The 18,907-nt window shown below is 37.2% G+C and carries 20 protein-coding genes and 3 pseudogenes; 9 read left to right on the top strand and 14 right to left on the bottom strand.

What is annotated here, in order from left to right; translation table 11 throughout:
• The first annotated feature begins 246 nt into the window (after positions 1-246).
• Both V7024_RS17190 and V7024_RS17185 read left to right on the top strand, forming a co-directional pair.
• Positions 247-933, top strand: coding sequence for an MgtC/SapB family protein (locus V7024_RS17190; protein WP_098918041.1), 687 nt, complete (start codon positions 247-249; stop codon positions 931-933).
• A gap of 134 nt (positions 934-1,067) precedes the next feature.
• Positions 1,068-2,063 carry a potassium channel family protein gene (locus V7024_RS17185; protein WP_438824479.1) on the top strand — a complete coding sequence of 332 codons (996 nt, stop codon included), beginning with the start codon at positions 1,068-1,070 and terminating at the stop codon, positions 2,061-2,063.
• On the opposite strand, the gene V7024_RS17180 is transcribed toward V7024_RS17185, so the two are convergent.
• Both V7024_RS17180 and V7024_RS17175 read right to left on the bottom strand, forming a co-directional pair.
• The gene (locus V7024_RS17180) at positions 2,053-2,463 is read right to left on the bottom strand and encodes a YugN-like family protein (RefSeq protein ID WP_335522096.1); all 411 of its coding nucleotides are present in this window, start codon (positions 2,461-2,463) and stop codon (positions 2,053-2,055) included. The two genes, V7024_RS17185 and V7024_RS17180, sit on opposite strands and share 11 nt — an antisense overlap.
• A 454-nt stretch (positions 2,464-2,917) precedes the next feature.
• Positions 2,918-4,270, bottom strand: coding sequence for a glucose-6-phosphate isomerase (locus tag V7024_RS17175; RefSeq protein WP_335522094.1), 1,353 nt, complete (start codon positions 4,268-4,270; stop codon positions 2,918-2,920).
• A gap of 261 nt (positions 4,271-4,531) precedes the next feature.
• Between V7024_RS17175 and V7024_RS17170 the strand changes: the two genes are divergently transcribed.
• Positions 4,532-4,765 carry a DUF378 domain-containing protein gene (locus tag V7024_RS17170; protein WP_020062560.1) on the top strand — a complete coding sequence of 78 codons (234 nt, stop codon included), beginning with the start codon at positions 4,532-4,534 and terminating at the stop codon, positions 4,763-4,765.
• 179 nt (positions 4,766-4,944) lie between these two features.
• Here the strand turns inward: V7024_RS17170 and yugI are convergent, their stop codons facing one another.
• The 3 genes from yugI to V7024_RS17155 form a co-directional block, all read right to left on the bottom strand.
• A complete protein-coding gene (gene yugI / locus V7024_RS17165; protein ID WP_335522091.1) occupies positions 4,945-5,289 on the bottom strand; it encodes a S1 domain-containing post-transcriptional regulator GSP13 in 345 nt (114 codons plus the stop codon).
• Between the two features lie 156 nt (positions 5,290-5,445).
• Positions 5,446-6,636 carry an aminotransferase gene (locus V7024_RS17160; protein ID WP_335522089.1) on the bottom strand — a complete coding sequence of 397 codons (1,191 nt, stop codon included), beginning with the start codon at positions 6,634-6,636 and terminating at the stop codon, positions 5,446-5,448.
• Complete coding sequence (locus V7024_RS17155) at positions 6,633-7,127, bottom strand: Lrp/AsnC family transcriptional regulator (RefSeq protein ID WP_020062563.1); 495 nt, start codon at positions 7,125-7,127, stop codon at positions 6,633-6,635. Before V7024_RS17155 ends, V7024_RS17160 begins: the two co-directional genes overlap by 4 nt.
• Before the next feature lie 117 nt (positions 7,128-7,244).
• Between V7024_RS17155 and V7024_RS17150 the strand changes: the two genes are divergently transcribed.
• Together V7024_RS17150 and V7024_RS17145 are read left to right on the top strand one after the other, a co-directional pair.
• Positions 7,245-8,213, top strand: a complete 969-nt coding sequence (locus V7024_RS17150) for a 2-hydroxyacid dehydrogenase (protein WP_335522086.1) — start codon at positions 7,245-7,247, stop codon at positions 8,211-8,213.
• A 158-nt stretch (positions 8,214-8,371) separates the two neighbouring features.
• Positions 8,372-9,211, top strand: a complete 840-nt coding sequence (locus V7024_RS17145) for an alpha/beta fold hydrolase (protein WP_335522101.1) — start codon at positions 8,372-8,374, stop codon at positions 9,209-9,211.
• A gap of 69 nt (positions 9,212-9,280) precedes the next feature.
• Here the strand turns inward: V7024_RS17145 and V7024_RS17140 are convergent, their stop codons facing one another.
• Positions 9,281-9,532, bottom strand: coding sequence for a DUF1871 family protein (locus tag V7024_RS17140; protein ID WP_335522084.1), 252 nt, complete (start codon positions 9,530-9,532; stop codon positions 9,281-9,283).
• Positions 9,533-9,647: 115 nt separating this feature from the next.
• Here V7024_RS17140 and V7024_RS17135 point away from each other — a divergent pair, with 115 nt between their 5' ends.
• Positions 9,648-10,826 carry a MalY/PatB family protein gene (locus V7024_RS17135; protein WP_335522082.1) on the top strand — a complete coding sequence of 393 codons (1,179 nt, stop codon included), beginning with the start codon at positions 9,648-9,650 and terminating at the stop codon, positions 10,824-10,826.
• Positions 10,827-10,895: 69 nt separating this feature from the next.
• Here the strand turns inward: V7024_RS17135 and V7024_RS17130 are convergent, their stop codons facing one another.
• The 6 genes and pseudogenes from V7024_RS17130 to V7024_RS17105 form a co-directional block, all read right to left on the bottom strand.
• On the bottom strand, positions 10,896-11,396 hold the full coding sequence (locus V7024_RS17130; protein WP_335522080.1) for a GyrI-like domain-containing protein: 501 nt from the start codon (positions 11,394-11,396) through the stop codon (positions 10,896-10,898).
• 458 nt (positions 11,397-11,854) lie between these two features.
• Complete coding sequence (locus V7024_RS17125) at positions 11,855-12,403, bottom strand: superoxide dismutase family protein (protein ID WP_335522078.1); 549 nt, start codon at positions 12,401-12,403, stop codon at positions 11,855-11,857.
• A gap of 101 nt (positions 12,404-12,504) precedes the next feature.
• Complete coding sequence (locus V7024_RS17120) at positions 12,505-12,675, bottom strand: hypothetical protein (RefSeq protein WP_306198779.1); 171 nt, start codon at positions 12,673-12,675, stop codon at positions 12,505-12,507.
• A 157-nt stretch (positions 12,676-12,832) separates the two neighbouring features.
• Positions 12,833-13,465: pseudogene (locus V7024_RS17115) on the bottom strand (RNA-guided endonuclease InsQ/TnpB family protein); the annotation flags it as partial.
• Between the two features lie 168 nt (positions 13,466-13,633).
• Positions 13,634-13,882: pseudogene (gene rfbC / locus V7024_RS17110) on the bottom strand (dTDP-4-dehydrorhamnose 3,5-epimerase); the annotation flags it as partial.
• Between the two features lie 104 nt (positions 13,883-13,986).
• Positions 13,987-14,136 (bottom strand): annotated as a pseudogene (locus V7024_RS17105) (DJ-1/PfpI family protein); the annotation flags it as partial.
• Positions 14,137-14,284: 148 nt separating this feature from the next.
• Between V7024_RS17105 and V7024_RS17100 the strand changes: the two are divergent.
• Positions 14,285-14,668 (top strand): kinase-associated lipoprotein B, encoded by a 384-nt coding sequence (locus V7024_RS17100; RefSeq protein ID WP_335522075.1) that lies wholly within the window; start codon positions 14,285-14,287, stop codon positions 14,666-14,668.
• Positions 14,669-14,713: 45 nt separating this feature from the next.
• Here the strand turns inward: V7024_RS17100 and kapD are convergent, their stop codons facing one another.
• The gene (kapD, locus tag V7024_RS17095; protein ID WP_335522073.1) at positions 14,714-15,337 is read right to left on the bottom strand and encodes a 3'-5' exonuclease KapD; all 624 of its coding nucleotides are present in this window, start codon (positions 15,335-15,337) and stop codon (positions 14,714-14,716) included.
• A 333-nt stretch (positions 15,338-15,670) separates the two neighbouring features.
• On the opposite strand from kapD, the gene V7024_RS17090 reads away from it, so the two are divergent.
• Positions 15,671-16,996 (top strand): ArsB/NhaD family transporter, encoded by a 1,326-nt coding sequence (locus tag V7024_RS17090; protein ID WP_335522071.1) that lies wholly within the window; start codon positions 15,671-15,673, stop codon positions 16,994-16,996.
• 41 nt (positions 16,997-17,037) lie between these two features.
• Here the strand turns inward: V7024_RS17090 and V7024_RS17085 are convergent, their stop codons facing one another.
• Positions 17,038-17,526: a hypothetical protein gene (locus V7024_RS17085; RefSeq protein ID WP_335522069.1), complete on the bottom strand. Its 489-nt coding sequence runs from the start codon at positions 17,524-17,526 to the stop codon at positions 17,038-17,040.
• 269 nt (positions 17,527-17,795) lie between these two features.
• On the opposite strand from V7024_RS17085, the gene V7024_RS17080 reads away from it, so the two are divergent.
• The gene (locus tag V7024_RS17080; RefSeq protein ID WP_335522099.1) at positions 17,796-18,479 is read left to right on the top strand and encodes a DNA alkylation repair protein; all 684 of its coding nucleotides are present in this window, start codon (positions 17,796-17,798) and stop codon (positions 18,477-18,479) included.
• The last annotated feature ends 428 nt before the right edge of the window (positions 18,480-18,907 follow it).

Here is an 18,907-nt window from a genome sequence, read left to right as displayed (position 1 = left end):
CGCTCAATTGCGACTTCCTCATGTTAACATCTTTGTTTTTTGATGTCAACATTGTTTTTTTACTTCTTTTTTGTCTGCTTTCTGCTTTCGTGCAGCAGCGACGTTTATTAATATAGCATGATGATTTTCGAAATGCAACACTCTTTTTCAATATTTTTTATAAAAAGTGTCCGACTTTCCTTCCTTGTACCATATACTGAAAATATCAGCTTATCTATTACACCAAATTACGGGGAGGAATACAAATTGGAACACTTCGATTTATTACTTAAGATAGGCCTCTCTGCTATTTTAGGATTTGCAATTGGTTTAGAACGTGAACTAAAGCGAAAGCCACTAGGTTTAAAAACTTGCTTAGTTATTTCTATTATTAGTTGTTTACTTACTATTGTTTCAATTAAAGCAGCTTATAATTTACCAAGCTCTATCTCAAACAGAATCACTATGGACCCCCTCCGTTTAGCAGCTCAAGTTGTATCGGGAATTGGTTTTTTAGGAGCTGGAGTTATTTTACGTAGAGGTAACGATAGCATCGCAGGCTTAACTACTGCTGCCATGATTTGGGGAGCATCAGGAATTGGCATCGCAGTGGGAGCCGGTTTTTATTTAGAAGCTATTTCTGGTATGTGTTTCCTTATGATTAGCGTAGAACTCATTCCTTTTGTTATGAATATTTTAGGACCAAAATCCCTCAGGCAACGCGAAATTGCGGTAAACCTTGTCGTAAATAGTATGGAAAATATCCCTACGGTCATCGATGACATAAAAAAGATGGATATAAAAGTTAAAAATATGAAACTGAAAACATTAGAAAATGGAGCACATTTTCTGCAAATGAAACTATCTGTTGATCAAAAAATACGTACAGCTAATGTATACTATGCGATTCAACAGCTTGATAGCGTTCAACAAACCGAAGTGGAAAGCATCTGACAACTCCCTCACTCATGAGGGGGTTTTTCTTTTTTTCATAATGGCAACAATATAAAGTAGAACTTCCATCAGTGGGGGTCTTACTGTCCAAGAATAGCGGGAGAACTATATTGATGCGGGAGGAGCTACAAACATTGAATGTAAGAAGTAGTATTTTAGATACATTTCGCAATTCTATTATTTTACGACTGGTCACCTTAATTGGTTTATTCATCCTCTTCTTTGGATTTCTTATTCACAAATTAGAACCCGTTCACTTTCAAACATGGTTCGATGGTATATGGTGGGCACTTGTCACAACATTCACTGTTGGATACGGCGATTACGTTCCTCATAGTATACAAGGAAGAATCCTCGCAATCATTCTCATTTTGTTAGGAACCGGATTTGGTTCTTATTATATGGTATCTTTTGCTACCGAAATGATTAGTAAACAATATATGAAAATAAAAGGTGAGGAGGCTGCCTCTTGCCATAAACATATGATTGTTGTCGGCTGGAACGAACGTGTGAAACATGTAGTAAGTCAAATGCGCGTATTACAACCAAACCTTGATATTGTTCTCATAGATGAAACACTTCCTCTGCTGCCAAAATCATTTCATCATCTACAATTTATTAAAGGTTGTCCTCATCATGATCATATTTTACTCAAAGCAAATATTCGTACTGCGCATACTATTTTGATTACAGCTGACAAAGAAAAAAGCGAGAGCTCTGCTGATACACAGTCTATTTTAACCATCTTAACAGCGAAAGGATTAAACCCAACTATATATTGTATCGTTGAAATGTTAACTTCCGATCAAATTCATAACGCTAAACGAGCAGGTGCAACAGAAATTATTGAAGGAAATAAATTAACGAGTTATGTATTTGCTGCTTCTTTATTATTCCCTTCGATTTCAGAAGTACTATTTACAATTTACAATGAAATTACTGCAAATAAATTACAACTTCTGCATACTCCTGAACAATACGATGGTGAAACTTTCGAATATTGTAACTGTGATTTATTAAAACAGAATATACTCTTGCTTGGTCTACAACGTGACGGACACTATCATATAAATCCGATTCATTCCTTTACTCTGAAAAAAAATGATTTACTGATTGTAATTAAACATTAAGCAAGTATCCTTCTAATTCTCGAACTAAAGCTTTCCCAATATCAATATATTTTGCTTGAATATCTCCGTCTGGATCTTTCGGTTCTGCAAACTGATCAAAAGATGTCATCCCTGCTGTAAATGTTTTCACTTCATCATCTAATTCGTCTTGATACACATGTGACAGAATGTACGGTGTATCAAGGCGAACGATAACTCCATTTACATCAAGCTCCCCTTCAATGGCTGTAAACGGTAATCGTAAAAATTGATATCCTTCCTCTTCATCTATTTTATAATCGAAACATCCCTTCTCATAATCCCAATTCCCGCCGATTGTATAGCCCAGCGGCTTTAATGTTTCTTCCAATTGGAAAAGGGCGAATGTTTGTCCTTCTAGCTTCGAATGAATCTGAATCAATTGGATCATCCTTTCTAGATTTTTTTTAGCATTCCCCATTCGTACTGCATATATCGGCGATTTTCTCAATATATCGACGGAAACATGACATATATCGGCGTTTCGACATGATTTAAAGTGAAACTTCCATCAGTGAAGCTTTTCTCACTGATGGTTAGCCCGCCCAATTGGGCTTTTACGGGCAGTTTTCTTCCACGTGTTTCCCAGCCTTTACTGCCCGTTAGTGCGGGATAAAGACCTTACGACATCATCCGACGTGCATTCATCAAAAAAAAGCTGTCAGGATAATCCCAACAGCTTTTTTATTGTCTAGCTCCAGCGGCTTCCGCTTTTCTTTGTCCAGCTACGCCTCCCAGGCCCTCCCGTCTAATAACCTTCCGCAAGAGAAAGTAAAAAACACTTTCTGTGCGAAAGAACCTTAGCCGACGGGCCTAAACAGTCGGCTCCGCTTTTCTTATTTCAAACGTTCTTCTAATTCTGCTTTTAGTTCTTCGAATCCTGGTTTTCCAAGCAAGGCAAACATGTTTTTCTTGTATGCTTCTACGCCTGGTTGGTCAAATGGATTTACGCCTAGTAAGTAGCCGCTCATCGCACATGCTTTTTCGAAGAAGTATACAAGATAACCGAATGTATACTCATTTAGTTCAGGAATGTTTACGATTAAGTTTGGTACACCGCCATCGCTATGTGCAAGTAATGTGCCTTCGTATGCTTTCGTATTAACGAAGTCTACTGTTTCACCAGCAAGGTAGTTTAATCCATCTAAATCGTTCTCATCTAATTCAATTTTTAGTTCATGTGTAGATTTGCCTACTTTTAGAACTGTTTCAAATAGGTCACGGCGTCCTTCTTGAATGTACTGACCTAAAGAATGAAGGTCAGTTGAGAAGTTTGCAGAAGATGGGAAAATACCTTTTTGATCTTTTCCTTCACTCTCACCAAATAATTGTTTCCACCATTCAGCAAAATATTGAAGTGCTGGCTCATAGTTCACAAGCATTTCAATTGTTTTTCCTTTATTATATAAAGCATTACGTACAACCGCATATTGGTAAGCTGGGTTTTCTTCAAGCTCTGATTTCGCAAAGTCATCATGAGCTGCAGCTGCACCTTGCATCATTTCTTCGATATTTAAACCACTTACAGCAATCGGTAATAAACCAACTGGTGTTAATACAGAGAAACGGCCGCCAACATCGTCTGGAATTACGAATGTTTCGTAGCCTTCTTCGTCAGCTAATGTTTTTAAAGCACCGCGCGCTTTATCTGTTGTTGCATAAATGCGTTTACGCGACTCTTCTTTTCCATATTTCTCTTCTAATAACTTACGGAAAATACGGAATGCAATTGCAGGTTCTGTTGTTGTACCTGATTTGGAAATGACGTTAATCGAGAAGTCCTTACCTTCTAATACATCCATTAAATCTTTCATGTAAGTGGAGCTAATGTTTTGTCCAACAAATAGCACTTGTGGAGTTTTGCGCTGTTCTTTAGACAGCATATTGTAGAAAGAATGATTTAACATTTCAATCGCTGCTCGTGCTCCTAAGTAAGAACCACCAATACCAACAACAAGTAAAATGTCAGAGTCATTTTTAATTTTCTCCGCACACTTTTGAATGCGAGAAAATTCTTCTTTATCGTATGCAAGCGGAAGTTCTACCCAACCTAAGAAATCGTTCCCTGCTCCTGTTTTTTCATGGATTGCATGGTGTGATACTTTTACTGCATCACGTAAGTATGTTAGCTCGTGTTCACTAATGAACGATAATGCTTTTGAATAATCAAACGTTACATGTGTGCTCATTTTTTTGCCTCCAATACAGTATGTATATGTATTTCTGTCTTCACTTTAGCGAAACCACCGTTGTAAATCAAGCGAACTACAAAATGTAAGCGTACCCAATTTGTTTTTTTTACAAAATCGTCATATCTCCTGTTTTTTCGATGAGAAATTTAATTTTTTTGTATAAGAAGGGCAAAAGGTATCCATTCTATAAAAGAAGCTTGATTAAGCGAGTAAACGTAGCTCGTTTGTGCTTCATCATTTAAGGAGGGACTGCTTAAAATGGGTACATTACAACGCATTGCTTTAGTATTTACGATTATTGGCGCAGTAAACTGGGGACTCATTGGTTTCTTTCAATTCGATTTAGTAGCAGCTATCTTCGGCGGACAAGATACAGCACTTGCTCGAATTATCTACGGCATTGTAGGTATTTCAGGTTTAATTAACCTTGGTTTATTATTTAAACCTTCTGAAGAGCTTGGAACACACCCAGAAGCACGTCAAGTTCGATAACTCTCTTATGATATTATAAAACACAGATCTCTGCTTGTTTGTAAACAAGTGGAGATCTGTCCTACCTTCCGACATACGGACGTTTCTTTATTCTGATTACAAGCGCAGCAAAAGAAACGTTTGATTCTTTTATATCATAATGTAACACGAATAAAAGCAGGGAGCATGGCTCCCTGCTTTTATTTTGTAATTTGCGATTCTTCAATCCACTCTGTTAACTTGTCTCGTAATGTGTTAAATCCATTTGCAGATGGATTTGGAATACGTACTTTCCCTTGTTTCCGTTTGGCAGCCTTCAATGACAAACTCATTTTTCCGTTCTTCTCATCAACTGAAAGTACCTTTACTTCCACTTCATCTCCGACTTTAAAAAAATCATGAATATCTTTTACATATCCATTTGTAATTTCAGATATGTGCACAAGCCCTTGTGTTTCTTCATCTAATGCAACGAATGCTCCGTAATCTTGAATCCCTGTTACTTTTCCCTTCACAACCACTCCAGTTGTATATTTATTTAACATAAGAAACACTCCCATATGTTTACCTTTTGTATTAGTAAATTATACCATCTAGTTGACTTTCATTCAAAATTCATGAAAAAAATTCCTTTTACATGTATAAATCTTCAAATATGGGGATAAAATACTAACACATGGCTTTCTAGTATTCCCCCCCTTTTATGGACAAAACGTATTACGTTTTGTCCTTTTTTCATTCTCTACAAACCGCTTCATACGTTTCATCGCTTCCATAAGCTGTTCAAGTGACGTTGCATACGAACAGCGAATAAACCCTTCGCCACTCTCACCAAATACACTTCCAGGTACAACAGCAACTTTTTCCGCTAACAATAAACGTTCAGCAAATTCCGCCGAAGATAATCCCGTCGAACGAATCGAGGGAAAGACGTAAAATGCTCCGCCAGGCATATGACAATCTAATCCCATTTCATTAAATGAAGTTGCCATAAAGTTTCGGCGTTGTTTATAGCTCTCGCGCATACGAATAACCTCTTGTTCCCCTGAGCGTAATGCTTCTAGTGCCGCAAATTGAGACATCGTCGGCGCACACATCATCGAATATTGATGAATTTTTAACATGAGTTCCGTAAAATGTTGAGAAGCTGCAATTAAACCGAGGCGCCAGCCTGTCATCGCAAAGCCTTTTGAAAAACCAGAGATTAAAATCGTATGATCACGCATATGTTTCACACTTGCAAAACTTGTATATGTTTCATCATAAACAAGCTCAGCATAAATCTCATCGGATAATACAATTAAATTGTATTTCTCCACAATAACAGCAAGTTTCTCCAATTCTTCTTTATTTAAGAGCGTTCCTGTCGGATTGTTTGGAGAACATAGTAAAATCGCTTTCGTATTCGATGTAATCGCCGATTCAATCTGTTGTGGCTGCACTTTAAATTCATCCTCTGGGGATGTAGACACAGGTACCGGTACACCGCCCGCTAACGTAACAAGCGGCGCATACGATACAAAGCTTGGTTCAATAATAATTACTTCATCACCAGGATTAACAATGGTACGCATTGCCACATCTAACGCCTGACTCGCCCCAACTGTTACAATGATTTCTTCTTTCGGATCATAAGCTACTGAAAACTGTTTGTGTAAATATTTTGAAATTTCTTCACGCAGCTCTAATAATCCAGCATTCGCAGTATAAGCTGTATATCCTTCTTCTAACGAACGAATACATGCTTGTCTTACATTCCAAGGAGTAACGAAATCAGGTTCTCCAACCCCTAATGAAATAACCCCTTTCATACCGGCAGCCAAATCAAAGAACTTGCGAATACCGGATGGTTGTAAAGATTGTGCTACTTTTGATAATTCAAATTTACTCATGGTGCCACCACAATTCGTTTATCATCATCTTTGTTTTCATATATAATTCCCTCATGTTTATACTTTTTCAAAATAAAATGCGTTGTCGTTGATACGACAGATTCAATTGTCGCTAACTTCTCCGCAACAAACGTTGCAACTTCAGCCATTCCTTTTCCTTCTATCGTAATGGAAAGGTCATATGTCCCTGACATTAAATACACCGACTTCACTTCTGGATAACGATAAATTTGTTCTGCTACCGCATCAAATCCAACACCATGCTTCGGTGTAACTTTCACATCAATCATTGCCGTTAAACCTGTGTGTTCTTTTACTTTTGTCCAATCAATCAATGTTACATAATCGACAATCACTTTTTCTCTTTCTAATTTTTCAAGAATTGCTATTACTTCTTCTACATCTATGTTTAACATTTTGGCTAATGTTTCTTCAGATAATCGGCTACTTTTCTCAAGACAAGCTAACAATTCTAATTCCTTTTCTGTCATTGCAATCTCCCTTTCCTTTTTGTATATTTTCTAAATTATACAGACTGCTTTTCCGATTTGAAAAGAAGATTTTTTTCAGGAATTATGTGACAATACATATAGAAAGGGGCTGAAGCTATGCAACAAAGAGTCTACATTGCAGAAAAAGTTCCTGCATTTGTTGAAGAATATATTGCTGAGCATTATGAATATGAAAAATGGGATGGCGATGAAAAAATCCCGCGCCATGTCTTATTAGAAAAAGTAAAAGATAAACACGGACTATTAAATTTCGGGGCTAGTATTGATGATGAACTACTCGAAGTTGCTCCGCAATTGAAGGTCGTAAGTAATATTTCTGTCGGCTATGATAACTTTGATATCGCAGCCATGAAGAAAAGAAACATAATCGGAACGAATACACCTTACGTGTTAGATGATACTGTCGCTGATCTTATCTTTGCATTAATGTTATCTGCATCGCGCCGCGTTTGTGAACTTGATCGTTACGTAAAGTCAGGACAATGGAATGCGGAAATTGGCAAAGAGCATTTCGGCTTAGATGTTCACCATCAAACAATTGGAATTATCGGTATGGGGCGCATCGGCGAAGTCGTTGCAAAACGCGCAAAATTCGGTTTCGATATGGACGTTTTGTACTATAATCGAAGCCGTAAAGAAAAAGCAGAACAGGAGCTTGGCGCAAAATATTGCGAATTAGAAACGTTACTGCAAAAAGCAGATTTTATCGTTCTTCTAACACCATTAACAGAAGAAACGTATCACTTAATTGGGGAAAAAGAATTTAATATGATGAAAGAAACAGCCATTTTTATTAATGCATCCCGCGGGAAAACAGTAAATGAAACTACCTTAATTGAAGCATTGCAGCAAAAGAAAATTTTCGCGGCAGGCATTGATACATTTACACAAGAACCAATTGAAAAGGATAACCCGTTGTTATCTCTAACAAATGTCGTGACGCTCCCTCACATTGGTTCCGCGACGTTAAAAACACGCCGAACTATGGCAATGACAGCAGCAAAAAATTTAGTTACTGGATTGCAAGGACATACACCACCGAACATTGTAGCTGAACTAAAATAATGTGGAAGCGCCTGTTTTGATAAACAGGCGCTTCATTATTCATACCCTTTCTTTTATAGGAATATATAAGTCGACCTTCGCTTTCCCTTCTCGTTTCATCTAGGATAATTCCAACTCAAAAAGGAGATGATATGAACAAAAACAACGGAGTGATGAAGATGGAAAACGAAGTTCAACTCCCTCACTTCACCTTTTCTACAAGAGGGATGACGATTCATTATGAGCTCTATCAGTCTTTCGATTCCGAAGAAAAGCCAACATTTGTTTTAATTCACGGGTTTCTCTCTTCAACCTTTAGTTATCGGCGTCTCATTCCCCTTTTAACAAAGCAAGGGAACGTGATCGCCCTAGACCTACCGCCATTTGGCAAAAGCGATAAACCTTATCATTTCACATACTCTTATGAGAACCTCGCAACGATTGTCATTGAGCTTATCGAACAATTACAAACAAAACACGTTATTTTAGTAGGCCATTCGATGGGAGGGCAAATTGCGTTATATGTAAACAAATTACGGCCTGACTTAATCCAAAAGACGGTTCTTTTATGCAGTTCAAGTTATTTATCACGGGCGAAACTGCCGCTTATCTATACTTCCTATTTACCGTTCTTTCATTTATACGTAAAAAATTGGATTGTAAGGCGAGGCATCATCCATAATTTAATGAACGTTGTTCACGATCATTCTTTAATTGATAATGAAATGATGCAAGGCTATGCAGCACCTTTTTATGATAATCGCATCTTCCCAGCACTAACTCGCATGATTCGCGATCGTGAAGGAGACTTAACGTCAAAAGAGCTGCAAAAGATCTCAACACCTACTTTGCTCATTTGGGGAGAAAAAGATCGTGTTGTTCCTATTGAAGTTGGACACCGCCTGCACAATGATCTGCCGCATTCACACTTTATTTCTTATGAAAACACAGGACATTTATTACCTGAAGAAAAACCAGAGCACGTATGCGAAGAAATTATGACTTTCTTAGCAAATTAAGAAAACAAAAGGCAGATATCAAAAAGTTCGCATTCATGAACTTTTCGATATCCGCCTCTACAGAAAAAACTATAGACTACAGCTACCGCCATCTTTTAATAACAACAACTGTTCTGCTAACCATTGACACTTTTCAATAGGTAATGTTCTATCAAATGATATTAAATAAATGTGCTGTATTTTCTTTGCGATATATTTCGCATCATCAAATGTACTTACAATGTAGACGATGTCGCTTGCTTCCGTTTCATAAAATTCCGGTCCCATTTGAAACGGGTCCCAATTCTTCACAAAGTCTACCATCTTCTCATATGTCCCCATACACTTCCCGCCTTTTTCATAAATTCCACTTCCCTTTATCGTATCATATCAGCTATGCTAGAAGAAATGGGAGAATTTTCAATATATTCGTTCTAAATTGAAGGGAGTAATACATATGGGGAACTTTAACGAAATAATCAATCGTCGTGGTACAGACTCTAAGAAGTGGGACTCGCACAAAAATGAAGAACTTCTTCATGCTTGGATTGCAGATATGGACTTTCCAATCCCCTCACCAATTCAAAAGGCTTTAGAAAGTCGTTTACAACATCCTGTTTTCGGCTATAACGAACCAAGTGAAAAAGTTAAAGAAGCGATTTGTCATTGGGTACAAACACAATACAATTGGGGCATTAAAAAAGAATGGCTTGTCTTTAGTCCCGGCATCGTTCCTGCACTTAGCACTTCTGTGCAAGCGTTTACAGAAAAAGCAGATTCCGTAGTAGTACAGCCGCCTGTATATCCACCATTTTTCGAAATGGTAACAACGAATGGACGCCAAGTACTCGCCAATCCATTACAGGTCGAAAACGGCGTTTATACAATGAACTTTGATCAACTAGAACAACAATTTCAGCAAGGTGTAAAATTAATGCTTCTCTGTAGCCCGCACAATCCGATTGGGCGTGTATGGACAGAAGAAGAGTTAACAAAACTCGGCAAGCTTTGTGAAATGTATGATGTAACCGTCGTTACAGACGAAATTCATGCTGATATTATCTTCAAAGGACGTAAGCATATCCCATTTGCTTCTTTATCATCAAACTTAGCGAAGCGAACTGTGACATGCATCGCTCCAAGTAAGACATTTAATATCGCCGGACTGCAAGCATCAGTCCTTATTATTCCAAATGGAAAACTGCGAAACGCATTTACAGGTGTACAAAATCGTCAAGGTTTTCATGGCTTAAACACATTCGCTTACGTAGCCATGCAAAGTGCATACACAGAATGCACGGAATGGCTATCAGAGCTATTACCTTATATAGAAGAAAACGCAAAATTCACATGTGATTTTATTAAGAGGCATATTCCAAATCTATCTGTTACTCAGCCAGATGGTACGTTCTTACTTTGGATTGACTGTTCCAAACTTGGACTAACACAAAGTGAACGAATGGAATTATTAGAGACAAAAGGAAAAATCATTGTAGAGCCTGGAGAAAAATTTGGTTCCGGCGGTGAGCAGCACATTCGTTTAAATATTGGCTGTCCGCGCTCCGTATTAGAAGATGCGCTCCACCGCTTACAATGCGCATTTGCATGTACTTCTAAGAAAAAGCTACCGATGTAAACTTGAATCTGATTATTATAATAAAAGAGCTGGAAATCTTCTCTCCAGCTCTTTTATTTATCAGCTCTTTTATTTATCAGTACTTTTAGCTTTTGCTTTTATCGGTATCCACACTTCTTCTTTTGCGTTTACATCGTCCGGACGATAATGATCAGCCATAACTTCAAAGTGTTCCCTTAAGTCTAAACTATAATTTGAATTCGGTAACCACTCTTGAAAAATATACTGGAATGTACTCAAATCAGAAGCTGTTCCTTGATGTATAAAAACAGCATATAAGCCGCCTGCTAGCGTATGCGTAGATAGTTCTGAACCAGTATCTTTTTCGAAATGTTCAACCTCAACAGCAGCCCATTTTTCATAACTATAGTTCATATCACTCAAATTTAAAGGAGTGTTTAACACCTTTACGGAAAGAAAACAAGAATTACTTCTGGAAGGGATGCTATTTCTTAACGGCATAAATGTTTTCCATATTCCCATTGTAACTTCAGGATCTTTTGCAAAAGTTGTTTCTTTCCTAACTCCAACAATTTTTTTGGCCGGGATATTTATTATTTTAGGTTCCATTCTTTTCTTTCCTTTCCTTTCCTTTCCTTTCCTCTCATCCTTACTATTCAACATGAATATCTAATAGCCTATACTAGAAGTTTGATTAGGTTTGATCTTTCTTATTTATCTATTATAAAGGATTTTCTAGATAATTAAGCTACGAAATATGCATGCAAGAGGGAATAGCTATAATTCAAAAAATATAAAGGAAAGCTTCCATGTTCGTTCTTCGACAGCCACTTATCGTCGTGAAATTGTCCGTGCTTTAGCGGATGTCGCAGTTCCCTTACACAAAGGACCAAATTTTGTTAAGGAACATGACGAAAGTTTACGCATAGAGGGTGTAATCATCTGTAAAAAAAACAAACTTAAAGACTGTGCACACTTATTACATATTTCCTTTTCTACTTATGCCATCAAAATATAGAAAGGCCGCCATATTTTTTCTAGGCGACCTTTCAAACGTTCGGTTTTCTTTACTTTTCTTTTTCCTTTTTTAGATCCGAAGCTTTTTTCACAATGACACCGCATGCAATTCGTTTCCCCGAATTTCCAGCTGGTTGTGTCATCCCATCGTCTGCATTTTCCGTAATAATAAGTGATGCACCGTCTTTTCTATTCATCGTTGTTTTTCCTTCTTTTAAGTTCACTTGCGGTGCCGTAATACCCACCTTAATCTTTCCTTCACCATCTGCAATCACATTCGGCAAATCTCCATTTTCAAACCCTTTTGGGTTTAATAACCCATGCTTCTTATCATTTGGATTAAAATGATTCCCAGCAGAAGTAAAGTCCGGTGCTTGACATTGCCCTACTTCATGAATATGTAATCCGTGTACACCAGGTGTAAGCCCCTCTGCTTTAATCGAAATCTTTACTCCACTTGATTGCTGAATAACCTTCGCCGTTCCTACTTGATCCCCAGAAGCATTATACAGCTTCACATCTATTTCTTTCGGGTTCCCTTTCGCACATCCAGCAAAGAGGATCGCTGCAAAACATCCCAATACGAGTTGCTTTTTCATCCGTGTTCCCTCCAAACTCATTCTATCCTTATATTGTCCGAGCCTAGAAGGAAACATACAAAACAACTTATCCTGTATGAAAGTCAACAACTCTTCCTTAATTACCGATTTTCCATAATGCGTTTTTCTATCTCTTTCAATTTTTCCGCTTCTCTCTCTGATGATTTAATAAACATACGCCACGTCGCAATTGCTCCAATGATAAATAGTACACATACAATGGCAGGTATAATATATTCTGTCTTATCTTCCGGAAAGTATAAAGGCATCATAACTGTTCACTGCTACTAAAAATATATACAAATGTATACTCTTAGAGTTTTCCTGCTTCTATGGACCCCATTTTGCCAACTACTCGCTACTTTGGTTTATATGGCTCTCCACAGGCGTTAATTCCGATGTAGCCCACCGTACATATATACCCACTAGTTAAGTTAGTATGGTATATTCTTTTGCTTGTAAAAGGTTGATGGATGCGTTTAAATCCCTATCTATTTCATTTCCACACTCGCATGTATATACTCTGTCAGACAGTTTTAAATCCACTTTCTTATGACCACAACATGAACATAATTTAGAAGAAGGATAGAACCTGTCTACTTGGCGTAATTCAATGCCGTATTCTTTACACTTTGCTAATAACCATGTTTGAAACGTATAAAAACATTGCTGTGCGACCGCTTTAGATAGATGCTTATTCTTCATCATCCCTTTTACATGCAAGTCCTCTATTGTGATATAAGTTGGTTTGGTTTTCACTAACTTATTCACAACAGCTTTTATATACTCTAATCGTATATTGGACAATCGAGCATATAGTTTTTGTATTCTAAGAATATTTTTGCCTATATTCGCTCCTTTATTAGTAACAGATGTTTCACCTCTCTTTTTTAGATTTTCATACTTTCGCGATAAAGAGCGTTATTCGCATTTTAGTTTTCTTTCTAGTTTTCTTATTTTACCTGTTTTGTTGATGTTTTCGTGAACTTCCCCAGTACTACAAATAGCAAAATCTTTAATCCCTAAATCAATCCCTAATCCTGTTTCCTCCAACTTTGGCTTTTACTTTCTACACTTTAAGATAAAATTGTTCACCTTACAGGTTTCACACTATCTAACACCTGTTCAATCATTTCTTCACCGATCAGTGACCGTTTCATCCACTACTTGAACGCCATATTTTGATAATTGTTCCACTACCGTCGGATACGTAGTGGCCCTGTGAGATTTTTATTTTCTTTTAGGTTTTAATGCTATTCCTTCACTAAAGGCAGAACGATTATTATCATTTTCTGATGTTATAATCTCCATTCCTTCTGGGATCGGCCAGTCAATTCCTATTGTTTCATCATTCCACAGAATACCGCATTCATCTTCAGGGTGATAAAAGTCAGATAGCTTATAAGCAAATTCAGCTGTTTCAGAAAGAACTAAGAAACCATGCGCAAACCCTTCTGGAACATATAACATATTTTTCTTTTCAGCTAATAAAAAGTCCTTCTATGTCCAGACATTTTTCAAATTTAAAATTCGACATATGTCACCTCAACATATTTATTAAATTACAAGCAGTTAAAAGTTCTAATAGTAAGACCTGCCATAGATGTGTGTTCCATTTTTGTTCCTATAATCTTAACTTCCCAGTCTTGTATTTCCCCTACTAGCCTTACTCTATTTAATAAATCCCATGGCAAAAATACATCTATATCTGTGAAATCGTCGAAGCAAACTATACATACCTTCGATTACTCTGAATTTTCTGTTATTTCATTGTAAATTATAAACTTCTTCAGATTCACAAGCAACTCGACATGAAATGAAATAAATAAGTTCTTTGACTCTTCTCTTTACTTTCCTTACTATAAAACTGAGGTGAAAAATATGAATGAAACATTCCAAATCGGCGACATTGTAACAGGTATTTATAAAACAGGTAAGTACATTGGAGAAATTACAAACGTCCGTCCGCAACATTATCTTGTAAAAGTTCTAGCTGTCGTGAAACACCCAATGCAAGGCGACCTACATAATGTAAAACAAGCCGACGTACCTTTTTTCCACGAACGCCGCGCCTTAGCATTTCGTGAACAAACAAATATTCCGCAATCAATGGTGAAACGTTATGAAGGCGATGTGCCAGATTATAAAGAATCACTGCAAACAGCATTAACAGAACAAATCATGCAATTACAAGAAGACGACACTCCGTTCGCAGAGCGCAGCTTACAAATGCTAGAACAATTAAAACATGATTATCAATTGTAAAAACAACAAAACGACCAAACTACAATTAAAATTGTAATTTGGTCGTTATTGTGCACTCACTCTTTTTAATACTTTTGAAAAGTCTACAAGCTCACCAAGTGTTGGAGGAGCTGGTTTTACTAAATATTGCTTATCTTTCTCCACCAGTTTAAAAATATTATATGTCGTCATCGCATCATCTAACGCACAGTGATGCTTACCTGTTCCGACCTTTCCGTATGCTTCAATTGCTTTCCATAATCCAGTTTGGTTTCGCTCTCCAAAAAAACGCTTATACTCTAATGATAAGTCACGACATTGTCCTGCAAATGGATAAGGGATATTTGCTACTTCACAATTATGCTTTAGCACTTTCATATCCATATTTCCCCACGTCACAACCGTTGCAGTGCAACGTTTTTCATAGTTTGCTAGCCGTTCAACAAGCATTGCAAATGAAATCCCATTATCCACCGCTTCTTGCCCAATTCCTAAAAATGTTTTGCACCGCTCTGTTAATGCCGAAAAAGTTGCTGGTTTTACATAAGAAGAATACGTATCAACTACAACATGATTCACAACCGAAACAATTCCAACCTCAATAATTTCTGGAAAAAAACCTTTTGGCTTTTTACGATTTTGAGGCATCGTGAACTCAAAATCTAAAAATAAAAGTTGTTGTTCATCCATACGATCCCTTCCTTATTAACTCTTCCATTTTCATCCAGTATACCATAACAAATCATGACAAACACTTTTGAATTTACGAATTTTAATGTAGAGACCAAATCCAAATAAAACTTTCACTTCATACATTCCATAAGGTGTATCTTATATATATGTCAAATAGCAGCAAATATTTTCAAAAACAAGAAAATGGCTTAATTCATTTTTGCAGAAAATATGACAAAACTGGGGCTTTCATTTACAGCATGCATTTTTCTACTTTATAATGTCTTTAATTGTGTTTATTTCGCAATTGTATCAAATAATAAGAAAAACTTCTGAGAGGAGATGAGATTTTTGCACGAAACAACACAAGAAATTGCAAACTGGCAATACTATTTTGCAATTGTGGTCTTTTTAGTTACATATGCCATTATCATTTCTGAAAAAATTAATCGTGCTGTCATCGCGCTGCTCGGTGCAGCCTTAATGGTCATTGTAGGCGTTGTTGATTTACATAACGCATTTACAAAGCATATTGAATGGGGAACGATTACCTTACTTATCGGTATGATGATTTTAGTTAACATTACAAGTAAATCGGGAGTCTTTCAGTACGTTGCGATTAAATCCGCTAAGAAGGCAAAAGGAAATCCAATTCGCATTTTAATTATTCTTTCCTTACTAACTGCAGTTGGTTCTGCTTTTTTAGACAACGTGACAACTGTTCTTCTCGTTGTACCAGTTACACTATCTATCACACGTATTTTACAAGTTAATCCTGTGCCGTATTTACTATCAGAAATTATTTTCTCAAATATCGGCGGAACGGCTACACTTATTGGTGACCCGCCAAACATTATGATTGGCTCATCAAATAAACATTTAGATTTTAATGCCTTTTTAGTGAACTTAGCTCCAATTGCCATTATTATTATCGCTGTGACAGCGGTTATATTGTACTTCGTATACAGAAAACAATTAGTAGCTGATCCGATTCAAATTAAAAAATTGATGAGCTTAAATGAAAAGCAATATATTAAAGATCCAGTACTCATGAAAAAATCATTAACGGTACTTAGTCTTACAATCATCGGCTTTATGACACACTCCATTTTTCACATTGACGCAGCAGTTATTGCCTTAACAGGAGCAACTGTATTAATGTTAATCGGTGTGAAAGAACATGAAATTGAAGATGTGTTTGCGCATGTTGAATGGGTTACAATTTTCTTCTTTGCTGGTTTATTCGTTCTCGTTGGCGGTCTTATTGATATTGGTTTAATTAAATCGTTAGCACAGCAAGTATTAAATGTAACTGGCGGTGACATTTCCTTTGCTTCTGTACTTATTTTATGGGTATCAGGTATCGCTTCTGCAACGATTGATAACATCCCATTCGTTGCAACAATGATTCCACTTATTAACGATATGGCAGTTGGACTTGGCTTAACACCATCCGATGCACAAGTTGATGTACTTTGGTGGTCATTAGCACTCGGTGCTTGTTTAGGCGGAAATGGAACATTAATCGGGGCATCTGCAAACGTAATTGTTGCAGGTATCGCAAACCGCGAAGGGCATGGCTTTAGCTATATGGAATTCTTAAAAGTCGGCTTCCCAATTACAATTGTTTCATTAATCATTTCGAACATTTATATTTATTTACGTTACTTAATGTAACGAAAAAACGGAAGGGGAGCCCCTTCCGTTTTTTCTTTCCCTCAATATCTCGGTTCATTATTGCGGATTACAAATAAGTGAATCGGAAGAAAAATAGAACATGTAATAACATGTAGAACCGTATATAGTACTGCATTTGTTGTGTATCTTTCAAATAATAAATAGATAACATAAATTCCTAATACAAATAACAGAATTGACGATACAACATTTAAAAACGGAATCCATCCGATAATAAAGCAAGCAACATATACACCAACTAACTTCCAACCTGATTGCGGCTGCATAAATTGCGGAAATTTCTTTCCAATTAAATCTCCCCATGTTTTACAATTTAAAAATGGAATAAATGCAAAGAAAGAATCTTCTAATCCATCCGCTTTTGCCATGTTATACAAAGCAAATGCCGTTAACAAATACGCCACCACAGCCCAAACTAAAAAGATAATAACAAAAATAAGTCCTAACGCTAAAAATCCGGCTATAATCCCGTCACTCTGTGCACCGTCTATGACAATTTGGTTATCCATTCTAGTACCCCCTTCTGTCTTAATTCCATTCTTTTTCTATATATTCGCCATAAAAAGTATTAAGAAGTGAATAAAAAAATTTTTATCTTGGTCAAAAAACGTTACACTGAAATAAAGTGAAACTTCCGTCAGTGGGGGGTTCTTCATCCCCCACTGACGGTTAGNNNNGCAGTTATCCCCCACCTATCTTCTTTGCTCTCTCTGAATCTTGAGGTGGGGGTCTTACTGCCCGTTAATGCGGGATAAAAACAGGAATGAGGAATGAACATATGCATCCTTTCACTGAAAGCTTACAAAAACACTTTGAAGCACATCGAAACCGTGAAAAAGCTGAACCAATGCAGCGTTATATGAAAGATCACTTTCCCTTTCTCGGCATTCAAACACCAGAACGAAAGCAATTATTTCGAGAAGTACTGCAAAGCACTGAAGCACCGAAAGTAGCAGATCTTCCCATAATTGTTCGCGAACTTTGGGCACTGCCAGAACGAGAATTTCAAATGCTTGCTTTAACGCTACTAGATAAATATCGAAAACATTTAGATGAAACGTATATTCCACTCTTAGAAGAGCTCATTACGACAAAATCATGGTGGGATTCTGTGGATATGCTTGCAAGTCAATTTGTCGGTCTTATCTTGTCAAAACATCCGGATATAATCGAATCGTATGTGCAAAAATGGATGCAATCTAATAATATGTGGCTGCAACGAACATGCCTTTTATTTCAGCTCAAGTATAAAGAAAAAACAGATACGAAGCTTCTCTTCTCGTTAATCCGACAACTCAGTCACTCAAAAGAATTTTTCATTCAAAAAGCAATCGGCTGGGCACTTCGTAAATACGCAAAAACAAATCCTCAAGCGGTATGGGAATTCGTACAAACGCATGACCTCGCACCGCTTAGTAAACGTGAAGCCACTAAACATATTAAAAATGTATTTGCAGAGTAAGTTTTGGGCTATACTACATAACAGACACTGCATATACTAACCTAAACACGCGTCTCTCTATTGTGAATTAGAAAAGAACATGATAGAATATGGTCATCTATTTTTTAAATATGGTAGCGATGAAGGACAAATAAGTACTTGCAAAAAGAAGCGATTCAGGGATGGTGCAAGCCTGAAACTGCAAGGAAACAGGCAGTCCCGAGCAATACAGTATAAAGTGGACATACACCTTTGTGTGTCAACTAGGGTGGAACCGCGGGCAAACGCTCGTCCCTAGGCAAATAAGCCTTGGGATGAGCGTTTTTTATTTTGAAAAGCGGAAGCGGCTTGTTCAGAATATGAGGGGGGATGGAGCTTCTGACATAGAGGCGGTTTTGCCCTCGGCGGAAGAAGCGAAGCCACCGAATATTCTAGTCGCTGGAGCTGGA

Origin of the sequence: Bacillus sp. JJ864, assembly GCF_036963045.1 — a bacterium.
Classification (GTDB): domain Bacteria; phylum Bacillota; class Bacilli; order Bacillales; family Bacillaceae_G; genus Bacillus_A; species Bacillus_A pseudomycoides_C.
Note: the sequence above shows the minus strand (reverse complement) of the source record. Positions and strands in the feature narration are given on the sequence as shown.